Below are 17,858 nucleotides of genomic sequence, written 5' to 3' on the forward strand. Positions count from 1 at the left end.
GGTATTTTTATTGTCACTGTTATAAATAGAAATATATTTGCGGGCTATTATGATACAATTAATCGCTTTTATATTTATTTACCCCATCATTTTTTTGATATCTATACTCCCGTTTAGAGTATTGTATTTTGTCTCCGACTGTATTTATTTGTTTCTTTATTATGTGATCGGATATCGTAAAAAAGTGGTCATGAGTAATTTAAAGATTGCTTTCCCTGAAAAGTCTGAGGAAGAATTAAAAGTTATCATGAAGAAATTCTTTCGACATTTCATCGATATTTTCATGGAAATGATCAAAACCTTTAGCATTTCAAATGAGGAAATTCTCAAACGTTTTTATTTGACAAACCCAGAAGAACTGGAAGCTTTTATGGGCCGAAACAAAAAAATTCTGCTCATGAGCTCGCATTATGGGAACTTTGAATGGTTGTTTAGTCTCAATTTAAGAGTGGATCATAATGGATTTGCCGCTTACAAGAAAGTCAATAACAAGTATTTTAATGATTATATCGTTCGTTCCAGGAGTCGATTTAACACGACTTTGATTCCTACCAAGCAATTAATGGTAGAACTTGATAAAAATGATAAAAAAGACATCAGCAGTGTCTATGGGATGCTTGTTGACCAATCTCCCAAAATAAACAAAGCCTATCATTGGACCACATTTTTTGGTAAGGAGGTACCAGTGATCACAGGAACAGAGATGCTTGCCAAAAAGTATGATTATGCGGTAATGTATATCGAAACCAATAAGGTGAAGCGAGGATTTTATGAAACTAAAATGGAAGTATTAACTGAAACTCCTCGAGATATTCCTGATTACGAAATCACCGATCTGTTTATGAAAAAGCTGGAAGCTCATATTAGAAAGGCTCCTGAGTATTATTTTTGGAGCCATAAACGCTTCAAATACATGAGGTCCGAAAATGAGAAGAAGCAATAGATTTTATGCTGATTCAGTAGAAATTCCTTCGAGTTTTATACAAAGGTTTTTCATCGTATTGTTATTCCTTGCGGTGACGGATACTTCTAAATTCTTTTCAAAAGCGGCTCCGGTGAGTTTTGACCTGCCAAATCCATTTGAATAATGCACATAGATGGTGTCATCTATTAAGTGCATTTCTTCCACAAATCGTGGGTCCTTTTTTATTCGATCAAAATCCTGCTGTTTTGGGTATCCCATCAGGTGTATATAGTACAGCATTTTAAGATCGAGGTCTGGTCTTTTTAAAAAAGGATTGCTATTGTATGAATTTTCAAATGCAGTTTTGCTGAAAACTTTCACCCTGACATCATAGTCGTAACGCTCTTTTATCAGCAGAGAAATAAGACTTTCCAATTCGTGTGTGCTCTCAATTTTAGATTGAAAAACAACATTACCACTTTGTAAATAAGTGTGAACATCAAACAGATCAGCTCCTGACAGCAACTGCTTCAAATCAGCCATTTTAATGATGTTATGACCTGAAACATTGATAGATCTTAATAGAGCGACGTATGCTTTCACACCTTATGCATTCAAATTAAACCATTGATGGACAAGTTCTTTTTCTTTAGACTGGAACGAGGTATGTAAAAATTCATTACTTGGCGTATCATATGAATAATCCTTGGACCATTCTTCAAAATTAGCCGCAAGTTTCTTGATCGCATCACACATAAACGTAACTTCAGCATCCGTAGTGGTTGGATGAATTGACATTCGAATCCATCCCGGACGTTCAATAAGGCAACCCTGGTCCATTTTCTCTAATAAATCATGCGATTGTTGCTGATCTACATGCAATAAGAAATGCCCATAGGTACCGGCACAGGAACATCCTCCTCTTGTTTGAATACCAAACCTGTCGTTCAATAATTTGACTCCCAGATTATAATGCAAGTCGTCAATATAGAACGAAAATACGCCCAACCTTTCACTGTGTTGAGAAGCCAGTAATTTTAAATTCTTAATCGGCATTAATTCCTTAAAAATATGATCGATAATTTCATTTTCTCTTTCATGAATCTTATCAATGCCCATTTCTTCTTTTAATTGCACAGCCAAGGCAATTCGAATCGTCTGTAAAAAACCAGGTGTCCCTCCATCCTCACGCGTTTCAATATCTTCCAAATACCGATGTTCTCCCCAGGGATTGGTCCAGTTAACTGTTCCTCCTCCCGGATTATCAGGAATCATATTTTTATACAGTGATTTATGGAAAATCAATACCCCGGAAGTTCCGGGACCACCTAAAAATTTATGTGGTGAAAAAAAGATAGCATCCAGACGCTCCTCTTCATCTTCTGGATTCATATTAATTCTGACATAAGGAGCCGAACAGGCAAAATCAACAAAACAGACACCATCATGTTGATGCATTATTTTCGCAATTCGATGGTAATCGGTTTGTATTCCCGTTACATTGGAACAAGCTGTGATGGAAGCAATCTTCATTTCTTTATGCTTGTACTTCTCCAACAGTCCTGCCAGACTATCATACGCTACCAATCCTGTTTCATCACAGGGAATAATCTCAACATCTGCAATGGTTTCTAACCAGGAAGTCTGATTCGAATGATGCTCCATATGAGTAATAAAAACTACTGGCTTTTTAGCATCAGGAATCGTGGCTGCCAGATCCTTTAAGTTTTCTGAAACTTTCAAGCCCAGAATTCTTTGGAATTTGTTAATTACCCCAGTCATTCCGGTTCCCTCAGCAATGAGTGCGCAGTCGGGGCCAGCATTAACGTGTCTCTTAATTATCTGCCTGGCTTCATGATAAGCCAGTGTCATTGCAGATCCGGAAAAGGTCGTTTCTGTATGGGTATTTGCTACAAAAGGACCGAATTCATGTAGCATTTTCTCCTCTATCGGACGGTACATTCTTCCACTTGCCGTCCAATCGGCATAAATCATCTTCTGCACACCAAATGGTGTTTCAAAGGTTTCATCAATACCTATTATTTCCTGACGGAATTTATCAAAATACTTTTCTAAACTCATGCCATTTGTTTTTTTCACCAACTTATATCTTGGCTATTGTCTTAATTTCTTCAATGATTCTTTGGGCCAAAGCCTCTGCATGATCCTGAGAATCACTTTCCGTATAAATTCTAATGATAGGCTCCGTGTTCGACTTTCTCAAATGTACCCATTCTTTTTCAAAATCAATTTTCACTCCATCTATCGTGCTAAGATCTTCATTTTTATAGGTTGATGCCATGGCATTTAAAATACCATCCACATCTATCTGAGGTGTTAATTCAATCTTATTCTTACTCATAAAATAAGCCGGGTAAGAATCTCTTAGGGTCTTAGATGATATTTTCAACTGCGCTAAATGGCTAAGGAATAAGCCGACTCCAACCAATGCATCTCTCCCGTAATGTGATTCCGGATATATAATTCCTCCGTTCCCTTCGCCGCCTATAATGGCCTTGTTCTTTTTCATCAATTCGACCACATTTACTTCTCCTACAGCACTTGCCTCATAAACACCTCCATGCTTTTGAGTTACATCTCTCAATGCTCTTGAAGAAGACAGGTTCGATACCGTATTGCCAGGAGTTTTGGATAAAACATAGTCTGCACATGCTACCAGGGTGTATTCTTCACCAAACATACTGCCGTCTTCATTCACAATGGCCAATCGATCTACATCCGGATCTACGACGATTCCCAAATCCGCCTTTTCTGCTACTACCAATTTTGAAATGTCTTCCAAATGCTTAGGAAGTGGTTCCGGGTTATGAGGAAATTCCCCATTCGGCGTACAAAATAATTTAATGCATTCAACACCTAAAGCATCCAATAACTGAGGAATCACAAGACCTCCGGTAGAATTAACTGCATCTACAACTACTTTAAAACCAGCGCGACGGATACTTTCTACATCTACCAGTGGTAGTTTTAAGACTTCATCAATGTGCTTTTTAAGATAATCCCTGTCTTTGACATAAACACCCAAATCATCAACTTCTGCATAATCAAATTCCTGAGCTGCTGCCAGTTCTAATATGATATTTCCTTCAGCCGCATCTAAGAATTCGCCGTCCTCATTCAATAATTTTAAGGCATTCCATTGTTTTGGATTATGCGAAGCTGTTACAATAATTCCTCCATCAGCCTTTTCCAAAGGAACTGCTATTTCTACAGTTGGTGTTGTTGACAGGCCCAGATCCAGTACATCAATACCCAAACCAACCAGCGTATTAGAGACCAGACTACTGATCATTTTACCAGAAATTCTGGCATCCCTTCCGATTACTACATTCAATTTTTTTCCAGTCTCATTTCTCTTTAAAAGCCACGAACCATAGGCTGAAGCAAATTTAACAGCATCAAGTGGTGTGAGGTTTTCATCTGTAGAACCTCCAATGGTTCCTCGAATTCCCGATATAGATTTTATTAATGTCATTTGTTCTTTTTTAAGCTGTAGCAAATATACCTTTTAACTAAAATTCAACCATAAAAAAACCGTTCAAATTTTGAAGACCAAAATAAGAACGGTTTAGTTATGTATAAAATGGATGGTTTATTTCTTACCTGACTCCATTTTCTTTTTAAGATCAGCCAATCCTGAAATATCTCCCAAGGTTGTTTTTTCAACCTGATCAGCTTGTTTGTTAACAGCTTTGATATTTCTTTCTTCCTGAGCTCTAAAAATAGCTGAGTGAGATACAACCAATCTTCTGTATTCTTTATTGAATTCTAATACTTTAAATTCAACTGTATCACCTTTAACTAATTTAGATCTGTCTTCTTTTTCCATATGACGTCCAGGAACAAATGCCTCAACACCATCTTCAAAAGTTACTATCGCACCTTTATCATTCACTTCTTTGATGGTTCCAGTATGTACTGAATCAATCGTATAGGTAGATTCGTGCTTGTCCCAAGGATTCTCAGTTGTTTGTTTGTGACCTAAATTCAATTTACGTCCTTCAACATCTAATTCAAGAACTTCAACCTCAAGTTTATCACCAACTTTTACAAAGTCAGATGGGTGCTTGATTTTCTTCGTCCAGGAAAGATCAGAAATATATACCAATCCGTCGATACCTTCTTCCAACTCAACAAACACACCAAAGTTAGTGTAGTTTCTTACAGTACCTGTATGCTTAGAACCTACAGGATATTTGGTAGTAATATCTGTCCATGGATCTGGTTGTAATTGCTTGATACCAAGAGACATTTTTCTTTCTTCTCTATCTAGTGTAAGAATTACCGCTTCAACAACATCTCCAACTTTTACGAAGTCCTGTGCAGATCTCAAGTGAGTTGACCATGACATTTCAGACACGTGAATCAATCCTTCAACACCTTCGCTTACTTCGATAAATGCACCGTAATCAGCTATAATAGCAACTTTACCTTTTACTTTATCACCAACTTTAAGATTTTCATCTAAAGCTTCCCATGGATGCTTGCTCAATTGTTTCAATCCAAGTTGAATTCTTGTTTTCTCATCATCAAAGTCAAGAATTACAACATTCAGTTTTTGATCCAATTCAACGATTTCACTTGGGTGGTTAATTCTACTCCAAGATAAGTCAGTAATGTGAACCAATCCATCAACTCCTCCAAGATCAACAAATACACCATATGAAGTAATGTTTTTAACAACACCTTCCAGTACTTGACCTTTTTCTAATTGACCGATGATTTCTTTTTTCTGTTCTGCAAGATCAGCCTCAATAAGTGCTTTATGCGAAACAACAATATTCTTAAATTCATGGTTGATTTTCACAACTTTGAATTCCATATTCTTGTCAACAAATTGATCGTAATCTCTAATTGGTTTTACATCAATTTGCGAACCTGGTAAGAATGCTTCGATTCCGAATACGTCAACGATCATACCTCCCTTGGTTCTACACTTCACATAACCAGTAACGATTTCTTGAGTTTCGTGAGCCTTATTAACTCTATCCCAAGCCTTAATTACTCTTGCTTTTCTATGAGAAAGAACTAACTGACCTGTACTATCTTCAAGTTTATCAACTTTAACTTCAACAGTATCACCTACTTTTAAATGTGGGTTATATCTGAATTCATTTAAAGAAATTACACCTTCAGATTTTGAGTTGATATCAATAATCGCTTCACGATCAGTAATACGAACAACTGTACCGTCAATTACCTGACGCTCTTCAACAAATCCAACAGTATTTTCCAAGGCCTTGTCAAACTCATCTAATTGAACCTGATCAACTGCCTCAATACCTTCTTCATATTTTTGCCAATCAAAATCACTCAGGAATTTACCGGCATCAACAACTGTTTCAGCTTTTTCTGCAACTGGCGCAGCGGTTTCTTTAACCTCTGCAGGAGCCGCAGCTTTTTCTGTTACTTTTTCTTCTATCACTTCTTCTTTTTTTGTTTTTTCAACTTTTTTACTAGCACTTTTTGCAGCTTTTTCTTCCTTTTCAGCTTTTGCAGGAGCTTCTGTTGACTCCTCTTTTGCCTCAGCATACACAGCTTCTGAACCAGTTTCCTTTACCAATAAATAGTAAAACAATGCACGGTACTTTTTTCTGTTACTTGTCCCTAAAGTTTCAATTGCCTTCGCAATACTTGCATCTAACGAAGCATCGTCTTTATCAAGTCCAAGTTTTTTGATTAGGAAATTCTTTTTGATTGTTTCTAATTCATCTTTATTCGATGAAGAAACCAATTCAGCATCCTCTTTGTAGATTGAAGGCCCCAATCCTTTGGTAACCAATTTAAAAAGATCTGCGTTTAATTCTATACCTAGTTTTTCGGCTGCGCCTGTGTATAGATCAATTTTTTCTTGTAGTTTCGACATAGTGTCTTATACTTTGTATCTTACGGTTCCACAGATTTATTAGCGACTAAAACAATAAGAGAAATTATACTTATTTAGCTACACCCTTTGAAAATCTGAAATCGCTCAAAAGGCGTGCAAATATACGAACAAATTGTTGTTCTAACAATACCGAAATGAATAATCTTTAAAAGAATGAAAGGTAGACATACAACTACCTGTTAATCAATAGCTTAATTTAGAGAAGTGAATTGATTATTTGAGTTTCTGTAATTCCTTCCGCCTCTGCCTTGTAGTTTTTCACAATCCTATGATGCAATATCCCATGGGCAACGGCCTGTACATCTGCTATATCAGGAGAATATTTTCCATGAATCGCAGCATACGCTTTAGCGGCAAGTACCAAATTCTGTGAGGCTCGTGGTCCGGCACCCCAATCGATATAATTCTTGACTATTTCTGGCGCATTTTCTTCTTTCGGACGTGTTTTTGTAGATAGTTTCACGGCGTATTCTACCACATTATCAGCAATCGGCATTCTTCTGATCAAATGCTGATAATCCAAAATATCTACTTGTTTAAACACAGCGTTCACAGTAATACTGTCGTCATTAGTTGTGTTTTTTGCAACAAAAACCTCTTCCTCAAAAGAAGGGTAATCAAGGTAAATGCTGAACATAAACCTATCAAGTTGTGCTTCTGGCAAAGGATAAGTCCCTTCTTGCTCAATGGGATTCTGAGTCGCTAAAACAAAAAATGGTAAATCTAATTCAAAACTATGTCCGGCCACCGTTACTGATTTTTCTTGCATAGCTTCCAGCAACGCCGCCTGAGTCTTAGGTGGTGTTCGGTTAATTTCGTCAGCTAAAATTATATTGGCAAAAATCGGTCCTTTGATGAATTTAAATTGTCGGTTCTCATCCAGAATTTCGCTTCCTAAAATATCCGAAGGCATCAGATCTGGTGTAAACTGTATGCGTTTAAAGTCTAAACCTAAGGCCTTGGCAACCGTATTAACCAAAAGTGTTTTTGCCAATCCCGGCACGCCAATTAAAAGTGAATGCCCCCCACATAAAACCGAAAGTAAGACATGATCCACGGCATCGTGCTGACCAACAATTACCTTTCCGATCTCTTTCTTTAAAAGAGAATAACTTTTTACAAGGGCATCGATTTTAGCGACATCAGACATGAATATTAGTTTTTGGCCCAGTTACTTTTGAATTCACAACTCGTGTACACCTCATTGATATTAACATAGGTGTCCATGATCTTTTCTTCCGACCAATTCTCTATTTGCTCTGTCTTTTTCTTTTGAAGTGCCAGTTCCATTATTTTTACATAATCCTGAACCAGATCTGCAGTATGGGCCTCTGTTCTGCTTTTCAATAGCAAAATCTTATACATTTTAAGTCCTTGTCTTGTCTCATCAAGAAATACCTCACTTATCTCTCCTTCTTTTAAATTACTCACCTTTGAATACAATTCAGGATCCATTCTTGTCAAATCAAAATGGGTGTCACCTGATACCGGATTCATCAAAACTCCTTTGCTCAATCTGGTGTCTTTATCCTGTGAATACTTTATTACTGCCTCTTCAAATGGTAATTCAAGTTTCAGTATTTGCTTTCTGTATTTACTGAGAGAATCTCTCACTCGCTCAGCCGCAGCATCATCTGCTTTTGGCTGCATTAAGATATGATATACATCACGCTGCTTTCCTTTTATTTTGTCCACCATCAAAATATGGTATCCAAAATCTGATTTAAAAGGTTGAGATATTTCTCCTTCTTCCATACTAAAAGCAGCTTCTTTAAATTCCTTTACAAAAGGGCTGTTTCTTTCGATAGAATAAAAACCACTATTTTGAGTTACACCAGGGTCATCAGAATACAAGATGGCTTTCATCTTGAAATTACCTCCATCTTCAACTTCCTTTTTGATTTCATTTAATCGATCAATGGTTTTTTGAACTTCTTCAGGGGTCGGTTCAATATTCAATACGATTTGGGACAATTCGATTTCAGCACCTATTTCCGGTAAGTTACCTTCTGCTTCCAAACTATTGTAATAGCGTTTTACTTCTTCCGGAGTAATATCAATGTCTGATGTCAGCTGCTGCTGCATCTTCTCAATTAACAAACCTTCTTTTTCTACCCTGTAAAGCTCATCTTTAAGATCTTTCATATTATCAAAGCCATAGAGCTCCAGCATTTTTTCAGGAGAGCCCAGTTGCTGGGTAAAATATTCAGTTTTACGCTGTACCTGTTGCTGAATTTCGCCTTCGTTCACAGCGATACTATCAATCACCGCATGGTGTGCCAGTAACTTTCTATTCATGATTTGTTCCAACATTTCACAGTCTGATATTTCAATCTGTCCACCACTCTGCTGAATCAATTCCTGTTTAAAGGCATCAATTTCTGAATCAAGCACAATGTTATCTCCTACTACTGTAGCAACACCATCAATTTTAACCTTTTCCTGAGCTTCTAATTGAAGACTGCAGGCAAGTATCGCTATCATTAAAATTCTTTTCATTTTAATACTGTTCAAATTGTTTATTGTTTATGGCATCCACCATAATTGTCTTTTCTATTTCATTCATTAGCTCCAACTTTCGCTTATGCAAAATCATCTGCTTTATTGTTGGAATCACATAATTCAAAGGAGCCACCTCATTTCTAAGGCGCAGATCCTTAACAGCCAGCAAATATACTCCTAATGAATCTTCTTTATGAATATATTGATTCTTTTTTATATTTTTTTCTTCTTTTAAAAAAGGTAATTTCTTTTCCACATCCCTGTAAGCTACCCAAATACTGTCATTAAAGGAAAAAGAATAAAACTCCAGTTCTCGAGCAATCAATTCTTCCAGATCCTCAGGAGCTTCGGATTTAAACATTTTTACAAGATCTTTCTTGTCGTTCATCTCTTCACTAAAATGAATGTACTTCAACTGTATTAACTTCTCATTAAGTCTGTATACATTTTTATTTGACTCGTAATAATCACTGATATCCTTATCCGTGATCACCGTATCCAGTTCCTGCTGCAAGAGGGCCTTTTTATACCGATCAATCAACAGTTCTTTTCTGTAATCTCGAATTAAGTTTTCAATTTCATCATTATCATCTTCCACATTAATCTTTGCTTTTTCCAAAAGCAACTCCTTGGTAGCCCAAATTTTAATATAATTGTTTCTGTAAAGCAAACTGTCTTCACTGCCCAGACCTTGAGGCATTGCTTCATCCAAATCACTTTTCAATAAATAGTGATCATTCACACGAGCGACCGCATTCTGATCTGCTGCTTCCTGTTCGCAACTTACAAAACCGGTAAAAATCAATCCATATATGAGCAGCAGCTTTCTCATTCGAGTTCAAATCTTTGTTTTAGTTCTTTGTAATTTTTTTGATTCACTTTTACAGTATAATAGCCCCTTAATTCCTTGACCCATTCTTCTTCCAGGTAATTCTGATAATCATTCATTACCTCTCCGCGAGTTTCTGTTAACTCTTTTGATTTAGGCTCAAAAATGGCATCTACCTTCATAATTGTAAAATTATGGGCAGCATCTTCATAGATGTCCGAAACACCCATGGATATTTCATAATCAGCTGGTAGTTTGGAGCTCCCTTCTTCGAGTGTACCCTTACTGAATAGCACATGAATACGAGCACCTTCGTTGATCACGTTTTTAATTGAGTCTGTTTCCAAATCTTTCAATAAAAGTTCTTGCACCAATACAGCCTTTTCTTTTTGCGTGCAACTTGCAATGCTTAATTCAGCTCTTTTCTTCCATTTATAACGATCTCTGTTTGCCTCAAAATATTGTTGCAGGCCCAGAGAATCATTTTCTGATTTTTCCCATACTTCCTTTTGCAATAGTTCAAACAATAATAATCCATCCTTGTATTCATTGTATGTCAAGGAAAAATCTTTATTCGTTTCTTCTAAATGATCTTTATAATATTGGATTACCATATTATTTTTAAAATGATCATAGGATTCCGACAAGGTGATTTTCGACAGATTCTTGGCGTACTCATAAAAGTCATTTCCAGTATACATATTGCCTTCAACTTTTAAGAGGGTATCCATACTCATCGAAAAACCATTGATACCTGGATGTAATTGCAATTTAGCCTTATAAGTAACTACCTGATATTCTGCGCCAACTTTTTGCGCCAAAGAGGCTTCTACATAATTTGATCTACTACCATTTTTAACTTTTGAAGCGAGTTTCGCATGTAATTCTTCATAGGATGGAATCGGATATTTTTGCAACAATTTCAATATATGCCAACCATAATCGCTTTTAAAAGGTGCTGAATAATCTCCCTCATTTTGAAGGTCAAAAGCGATATCTTCAAAGGTCTTAATCATTCTTCCCGGACCAAATTTAGGCAAGACGCCGCCTTTTTGAGCCGAACTTAGGTCATCAGAATGCTCCTTGGCAATGGTAGCAAAATCCCCGCCTTGATGCAACTTCTGATAAATTTCATTTATTTTATTTCTGGAGTTATTGGCATCGACAGTATCATTCTTTACCATGATGTGAGCTACCTGAATTTCACCAGGTGATTCACGTCTGTCTACTACCTCAATAATATGGTACCCGAATTGTGTTCTAAAAGGTTGGGAAACATCTCCAACAGATGTTTGATAGGCAGCATTCTCAAAGGGATACACCATAGAAAAAGCTGAAAAATATCCCAAATTTCCTCCGTTTGATTGGGCAGATGGATCTTCAGAATACTCTTGGGCAACCATTTCAAAAGCAGCACCATTCAAAACTTTGTTTCTTGCTTCTATAATTTTATTGAAAGCCTTGAGCGTATCCGCTGGAATTGCATCTGGTTCTAGAAGCACTAAAATATGACTCGCGTTGATTTCTTCCACTGTTCTCTGATAGGCCTCTTTTATAAGGTCTTCAGTAGCTTCCTGATTTTGTAGATATGGTTGAATTAGTTGGTCCCGATAACTCTCCAGCTCCGAAGTATAAGAACGAACCGTGTCCAGCTTCATTTCCCGTGCCTGAGCAAGTTTTAATTTGAAATCGACAAATAGGTTAAAGTAATCGTCAAAACCTTTTCTTTCATCTTCAACTACTATGTCTTTATTCTTTTCGTAAACTCTTATAAATTCCGAGTTATAGACATCTTCACCATTAATACTGAAAAGCTTTTTGTCCTCCACCTGTCCGCTTACAAATCCACTGATCAGCATGGCAGATAAGATCATTACTTTCTTTATCCTCATTTTCAATTGTTTCCTCTCTCTTAACAAATCCTCTAACGGTCAAAAATATTTTATATTTTTTAATTGTCTTGTTAAAATTATCACAAAGAAATGACACCTTCAACTTTAGATACTTCTTTGTATTTTTCAATTATTTCATCGGGTGATTTCATCTTGACCAAAATTGTTAAACTGGTGTATTTTCCTGTTTTTGATGGTTTAGAATTGATGACGGCTCCCAAATTATCAAAAATATTCTCAATCTGCTTGAATTTATCATCTCCACTGGGAATAATGAATTTATACATGTATTTTGTCGGAAACTCAGTAGTTTCAATCAAACTTTTCTTTAATTTTTCGTAAAATTCTGACTCCTTACTCATGCTTATATTTTTGAATTGAAAAGTGTTCAAATTTACAACTATTATTTTCTTAATTTTGAATTGTCTAAAGAATAATTCGATTGCCTTGAAGCAAAATAAAATAGTTATTACCGGAGGACCTGGTACTGGAAAGTCTACTTTAATAGAAGCGCTTCAAAAAATGGCGTTTACCTGTATGCCCGAAATTTCACGAACAATTACAAAACAGGCACAAGAATCAGGTATAGATCAGTTATTTTTAAAAGACCCATTACTCTTTAGCAAGCTTTTGTTAGAAGGAAGGATTGATCAGTATAAAGAGGCTGAAAAACACCAGGTAAATAAGGTGTTTTTTGATCGGGGGATTCCAGATATTCACGCCTATATGGAATATTCAGGTACACAGTATCCAAACGATTATATTGAAAAAAGTATGGAGCATCGTTATGCAAAAATTTTTATGATGCCACCTTGGAAGGCTATTTATAAAACTGACAATGAACGGTATGAATCATTCGACCAATCTGAGTTGATATACGAGCACCTTGTTAAAGCCTATAAAGATATTGACTATGACATTGTTATAGTGCCTGAAGGAAGTGTGAAATCAAGAGTTGCCTTTTTATTAAAGCATACGGAGAGCCTATGAACAAGGCAATTGAAGTATTAAAAAAATATTGGGGTTTTGACTCATTCCGATCACCTCAGGAAGAAATTATAAAGGCCGTTTTAGCTAAGAAAGATGTTTTTGTTTTATTACCTACCGGAGCCGGTAAATCGTTATGTTACCAAATTCCAGCCCTGCTTAATGAAGGCGTTTGCCTGGTGATTTCACCGCTTATCGCATTGATGGAAGATCAGGTGACCGGACTGCAGCAAAAAGGAATAAAAGCAATGGCACTTAGTGCCAAACTAAACAGACATGAAACAATTATTGCCTTTGATAATTTAGCGCATGGAGCTTATAAGTTTCTCTATCTCTCACCTGAGAAGTTACAATCAGAATTCATTCAGGAAAAGATTGCTCAACTGCAGATAAACCTGATTGCCATTGATGAGGTTCATTGTGTCTCTCAATGGGGACATGACTTTAGGCCAGCTTACTTACAGATTCCCATTTTAAATGAATTGCAACCCAACACGCCGAAAATTGCCTTAACAGCTACCGCTACATCAAAGGTCATAGAAGACATTACTGACACCCTGAATTTGTCCACTGCCCAACTTTTTAAAACATCCTATTTCAGGGAGAACTTATGCATCAATATGCACCAAACAGAGAATATTCGAGGAGCTGCTATTCAATTACTAAAATCAGTAGATCAGCCCTCAATTATCTATGTCGGATCCAGGACGAATACAGTTCAAATCTCACGATACCTGCAACAGCATCAGATTCCGGCAACTTATTATCACGGGGGGCTTTCTCACGATGAAAAAAGCAATTCCTTAGAACAATGGAAATCGGAAACCTCTAAAGTAATGGTAGCCACAAACGCTTTTGGCATGGGTATTGACAAGTCAAACGTGCGGCTTATAATCCATATGCATATTCCTTATAGTATTGAAAACTATATTCAGGAAATTGGCAGGGCCGGAAGAGATGGGAAAAAGTCCTGGACCTATTTACTGTATAACAAGAATAGCTTTTACGAAACTAAACAAATGATAGATCAATCCCTGGTAAGCGCCAAGGAATGTCTCGATATATACAGTAAATTAAACGACTTCCTATATATAGGAAAAGGCGAATACCGAGAAGAGCCATTTCAAATAGATCTTCAGGAATTCTCGATTCGCTATAAATTTCCTTATCGAAAGGTGTACAATGCCATACAGCATTTGCAAAACGAACATATTATTTCTGTCGATCAAGGACTGGCTAAGGTGTCAAAAATAAAAATCATTGAGCGTCCAAAGCAATTACTTAAAGCACAAGAAAGGAATGACGACACATCCCAAGTCCTGCATATGCTGTTAAGGTCTTACGGCGGAATTCTGGATCAGTTTATCAATATTAATGAGAATTTTTTAGCCCAAAAACTAAATAAATCAAAGCAAGAAATTACCAATATCATTCAAACTCTTGCCAAAGATGAACGTTTAAAATATGATAGGTCAAGTGGCCTTATGAAGTTGAATTTTCTTGTACCACGAGAAGATAATTTTATCTACCATTCAATAAAAGATCATATTGAAAATCGCAATAAGACGAAAATCAGAAAAGCCATTGCATTGGAAAATATGATTACAAATGACAACTTGTGCAGACAAAGGCTACTACTCGACTATTTTTCCGAGAATCTTGAAGACCCATGCGGTAAATGCGATACATGCAAAAAAATAAATTCAAATGCTGTCCCTGATAAAAACAATTATTCGCAGGAAATCTTAAACCTGCTGAGATCAAAACAGCTTTTGGACATCAATGAGATTAGTTTGCACTTATCCGTAGATAAAAAATTGATTATAAAAACTCTAGAAATATTGGTTGAACAAAAAAGGATAGGTATAGATTTGCAAAATAACTTTTACATAAAAGAATGAAAGATCCACGAATCGTTTTTATGGGCACTCCTGATTTTGCAGTGGCCAGTTTAAATGCCCTTGTTGAAGCAAATAAAAACATTGTTGCTGTAATTACAGCACCGGATAAACCCTCCGGGCGAGGTAGAAAGATCAACCAATCTGCCATAAAGAAATATGCGCTGTCAAAGGATATCAGAATCCTCCAACCAACAAATTTAAAAGATGAAGGCTTTTTAAATGAATTAAAAGCATTAAAAGCGGACCTTCAGATTGTTGTTGCCTTTAGAATGTTGCCCAAACAAGTATGGGACATGCCTGATCTTGGCACTTTTAATTTACACGCCTCTCTCCTACCGGACTACAGAGGAGCAGCACCTATTAATTGGGCGATCATCAATGGAGAAAAGAAAACAGGTGTCACTACTTTCTTTTTAAATGAAGATATTGATACCGGAGCTATTATTCAGCAGGAGTCTTTACCTGTTTCGAATACCATCTCTGCTGGTGCCTTGCATGACCAGCTAATGGACATAGGTAGTAAAACAGTGGTGGAAACCGTTGATTTGATTATGGCCGGTAATCTTGAACCTCAGAAACAGAAAAGCGGAAGCTATAAGGAAGCCCCAAAACTTCATAAAGAAAATTGTAAAATCGACTGGCATCAATCCGGGATTTCAATTTACAATCATATCAGAGGGTTAAACCCATATCCAGGTGCGTGGACACTTCTTGAGAATCATGGTAATCAGATTGAATTGAAAATTTACGAAAGTGAATTGATTGATGAACCTCATGAATTTGAAATTGGTCACCTGATTATTTCAAAGAAGCATATAAGGGTCGCCTTAAAGGATGGACAGCTCGATATTAAAGATTTGAAATTGGCAGGAAAGCGAAGAATGGATGCAGGCAGCTTACTAAATGGTTATGAATTTGACAGAGGTTCAAAAATGTTCTAATCACAATAAATATAAGGACTTAGCGTCATTTTTCTATTTTTTTTATGGGTTTATCAACAAATTCAGCTTAATTATCAACAATTAGATGGTTTTTGAGGAGTAAAACTTGCGTAAACCCTTATAAAATCTATATTTGTCTTGCTATTGAAAGGCAAAAAAACGAATATTTAACCAATTTTAAAAAATTTTAAATTATGAACAAATCAGATTTAATTGAAGCAATGTCTTCAAATGCTGGAATTTCAAAAGCTGCTGCAGGAAAAGCTTTAGACGCCATGATGAAAAGCATCACAGGTGAATTAATGACTGGTGGTAGAGTATCTTTAGTAGGTTTTGGTTCTTTTTCAGTTTCAGATAGAGCTGCAAGAGACGGAAGAAATCCTCAAACTGGTGCAACTATTAAAATCCCTGCAAGAAAAGTAGTAAAATTCAAAGCAGGATCTGAATTAAAAGATTCAGTGAACTAATCAAGTTCTTCAATAAATTATATTAAAACCCTCTATTTTAGAGGGTTTTTTTATTAATTTATTTTTTGTACATTTAATCAGAACTTATTTATTATGACAACTTTAAAACCAACGAAAGGTAAGTTACTCATTGCGGAGCCTTCTATTTTGAGTGATAGTTCTTTCAACAGATCGGTCGTTCTTCTTACAGAACACAACGACAGTGGTTCTGTAGGTTTTATTTTTAACAAACCTTCTCCTTATACAATAAGTGATCTGATTCCTGACGTTGACTCTTCACTTAAAGTATATTTTGGTGGCCCCGTTTCTGAGGATAACCTATATTTTGTACATAAGGTACCTGAACTCATACCGGATAGTCTCGAAATTGCTGACGGCATTTTTTGGGGTGGTGATTTTTCTTCTATTCAGTCTTTGTTAAAAGATGATATCCTTTCGAAACAGGATATCAGGTTCTTTTTAGGATATTCTGGATGGAGTCAAAAACAATTGGAAGAGGAACTACAAACTACTTCATGGTTGATTGTTGAAAATAAGTTTAAAAATCTCTTCTCCATCAATCACAATAACTTTTGGAAGAATGAGCTTTTAAAGTTTGGTGGAATCTACCAACTATGGGCCAATTCTCCAAAAGATCCAAGTTTGAATTAAATTACTTTTTTACCTCTAAAGAAAACAACTGCTCGATCATTGCAGTTTTTACTTTTGCGTACGATTTCTTTCTATAGGTAGCTACTGATTGTATTTCATTTATCGAATTGGTCAGGAAAACTTCATCCACTTTTAATAAATCAAAAGGAGAAATCTTCGTTTCTTGAATAGTAAAGGTATCGTGCTTCTTCAGCATTTCGATTAGTTTCTTTCGAATGATTCCGTTGATACAACCTGTTTCAAGGGAAGGAGTCAATACATCATTCCCTTTGATCAGAAAAACGTTTGCATTGAGCGCTTCTACCAATTCCTTTTTTTCATTGAGTAACATACAATTCTGGTAATTATTCTCCTTGGCAAAAACACTCCCCAAAACATTGATGATTCTGTTATTCGTCTTTATCGTGGAAAGAAGTCCGGAGGCCAAAGGAAAGTCTTTGAAAAGTTCTATTTCAATGCTGTTTTGGTCACGGTCTCGAATCTCACCGACCTGAATCACGTATTCAATTTCATTGGTCTCAGGTGTATATAAACCACCACTTTTTCTGAAAACATCGACACGAATTCTTCCTGAATCATTTAGATCATTTGCCATCAGGGTCAACTTTATCTGTTTGATATAATACTCAAGCGTAAAATCCATAGGGATCTTCATTCTTAGCATCCTCATGGAAGACATCAATCTAAAATAATGGTCTTCTACAAAATTGATCTGCCCGCTCTCAAACTTAAGTGTATCAAAAATACCATCCCCATATTTAAAGGCTCTGTTCTGCTGATCCAGTTGAATTTCCTCTGATTTGATAATATTACCATTCTGATTGATCATACACCTCTTTTAGTTTAAAAAGGCAAAAATAAAAAAAGCCTTGATAA

The 17,858-nt window shown here is 36.2% G+C and carries 16 protein-coding genes and 1 pseudogene; 6 read left to right on the forward strand and 11 right to left on the reverse strand.

The window, feature by feature from the left end:
* Positions 1-49: 49 nt before the first annotated feature.
* Positions 50-943, forward strand: a complete 894-nt coding sequence (locus tag ACR2MV_RS12920) for a lysophospholipid acyltransferase family protein (protein ID WP_434022335.1) — start codon at positions 50-52, stop codon at positions 941-943.
* A 3-nt stretch (positions 944-946) separates the two neighbouring features.
* Here ACR2MV_RS12920 and ACR2MV_RS12925 read toward each other — a convergent pair whose 3' ends face one another.
* From ACR2MV_RS12925 to ACR2MV_RS12970, 10 genes and pseudogenes are all read right to left on the reverse strand, one after another.
* The gene (locus ACR2MV_RS12925) at positions 947-1,507 is read right to left on the reverse strand and encodes a DUF1697 domain-containing protein (protein ID WP_434022336.1); all 561 of its coding nucleotides are present in this window, start codon (positions 1,505-1,507) and stop codon (positions 947-949) included.
* Positions 1,508-1,510: 3 nt separating this feature from the next.
* A complete protein-coding gene (locus ACR2MV_RS12930) occupies positions 1,511-2,986 on the reverse strand; it encodes an aminotransferase class V-fold PLP-dependent enzyme (RefSeq protein ID WP_434022337.1) in 1,476 nt (491 codons plus the stop codon).
* 22 nt (positions 2,987-3,008) lie between these two features.
* Positions 3,009-4,400 carry a phosphoglucosamine mutase gene (gene glmM / locus ACR2MV_RS12935; protein ID WP_434022338.1) on the reverse strand — a complete coding sequence of 464 codons (1,392 nt, stop codon included), beginning with the start codon at positions 4,398-4,400 and terminating at the stop codon, positions 3,009-3,011.
* A gap of 117 nt (positions 4,401-4,517) precedes the next feature.
* Positions 4,518-6,350: a 30S ribosomal protein S1 gene (gene rpsA, locus ACR2MV_RS12940; RefSeq protein ID WP_434022351.1), complete on the reverse strand. Its 1,833-nt coding sequence runs from the start codon at positions 6,348-6,350 to the stop codon at positions 4,518-4,520.
* 129 nt (positions 6,351-6,479) lie between these two features.
* Positions 6,480-6,791, reverse strand: a pseudogene (locus tag ACR2MV_RS12945) (DUF2853 family protein); the annotation flags it as partial.
* 217 nt (positions 6,792-7,008) lie between these two features.
* Positions 7,009-7,962, reverse strand: coding sequence for an AAA family ATPase (locus ACR2MV_RS12950; RefSeq protein ID WP_434022339.1), 954 nt, complete (start codon positions 7,960-7,962; stop codon positions 7,009-7,011).
* A 5-nt stretch (positions 7,963-7,967) separates the two neighbouring features.
* Positions 7,968-9,311 (reverse strand): peptidylprolyl isomerase, encoded by a 1,344-nt coding sequence (locus tag ACR2MV_RS12955; RefSeq protein ID WP_434022340.1) that lies wholly within the window; start codon positions 9,309-9,311, stop codon positions 7,968-7,970.
* A gap of 1 nt (position 9,312) precedes the next feature.
* Positions 9,313-10,146 (reverse strand): hypothetical protein, encoded by an 834-nt coding sequence (locus ACR2MV_RS12960; RefSeq protein WP_434022341.1) that lies wholly within the window; start codon positions 10,144-10,146, stop codon positions 9,313-9,315.
* Entirely contained in the window at positions 10,143-12,035 is a 1,893-nt protein-coding gene (locus ACR2MV_RS12965) for a peptidylprolyl isomerase (RefSeq protein ID WP_434022342.1), read from the reverse strand. Before ACR2MV_RS12965 ends, ACR2MV_RS12960 begins: the two co-directional genes overlap by 4 nt.
* Before the next feature lie 80 nt (positions 12,036-12,115).
* On the reverse strand, positions 12,116-12,397 hold the full coding sequence (locus ACR2MV_RS12970; protein ID WP_434022343.1) for a DUF493 family protein: 282 nt from the start codon (positions 12,395-12,397) through the stop codon (positions 12,116-12,118).
* 85 nt (positions 12,398-12,482) lie between these two features.
* Here ACR2MV_RS12970 and ACR2MV_RS12975 point away from each other — a divergent pair, with 85 nt between their 5' ends.
* The 5 genes from ACR2MV_RS12975 (at position 12,483) to ACR2MV_RS12995 (ending at position 16,982) form a co-directional block, all read left to right on the forward strand.
* A complete protein-coding gene (locus tag ACR2MV_RS12975) occupies positions 12,483-13,025 on the forward strand; it encodes an AAA family ATPase (RefSeq protein ID WP_434022344.1) in 543 nt (180 codons plus the stop codon).
* Positions 13,022-14,923 carry a RecQ family ATP-dependent DNA helicase gene (locus ACR2MV_RS12980; protein ID WP_434022345.1) on the forward strand — a complete coding sequence of 634 codons (1,902 nt, stop codon included), beginning with the start codon at positions 13,022-13,024 and terminating at the stop codon, positions 14,921-14,923. The genes ACR2MV_RS12975 and ACR2MV_RS12980 overlap by 4 nt, the downstream gene beginning before the upstream one ends.
* A complete protein-coding gene (fmt, locus tag ACR2MV_RS12985; RefSeq protein WP_434022346.1) occupies positions 14,920-15,864 on the forward strand; it encodes a methionyl-tRNA formyltransferase in 945 nt (314 codons plus the stop codon). The genes ACR2MV_RS12980 and fmt overlap by 4 nt, the downstream gene beginning before the upstream one ends.
* Before the next feature lie 194 nt (positions 15,865-16,058).
* Positions 16,059-16,331, forward strand: coding sequence for an HU family DNA-binding protein (locus tag ACR2MV_RS12990; RefSeq protein WP_434022347.1), 273 nt, complete (start codon positions 16,059-16,061; stop codon positions 16,329-16,331).
* Positions 16,332-16,424: 93 nt separating this feature from the next.
* Positions 16,425-16,982 (forward strand): YqgE/AlgH family protein, encoded by a 558-nt coding sequence (locus ACR2MV_RS12995; RefSeq protein ID WP_434022348.1) that lies wholly within the window; start codon positions 16,425-16,427, stop codon positions 16,980-16,982.
* Position 16,983: 1 nt separating this feature from the next.
* Here ACR2MV_RS12995 and ACR2MV_RS13000 read toward each other — a convergent pair whose 3' ends face one another.
* A complete protein-coding gene (locus tag ACR2MV_RS13000; protein ID WP_434022349.1) occupies positions 16,984-17,811 on the reverse strand; it encodes an aminotransferase class IV in 828 nt (275 codons plus the stop codon).
* Positions 17,812-17,858 lie beyond the last annotated feature (47 nt).

The organism is Lutimonas sp. (genome assembly GCF_051011215.1).
Classification (GTDB): domain Bacteria; phylum Bacteroidota; class Bacteroidia; order Flavobacteriales; family Flavobacteriaceae; genus Lutimonas.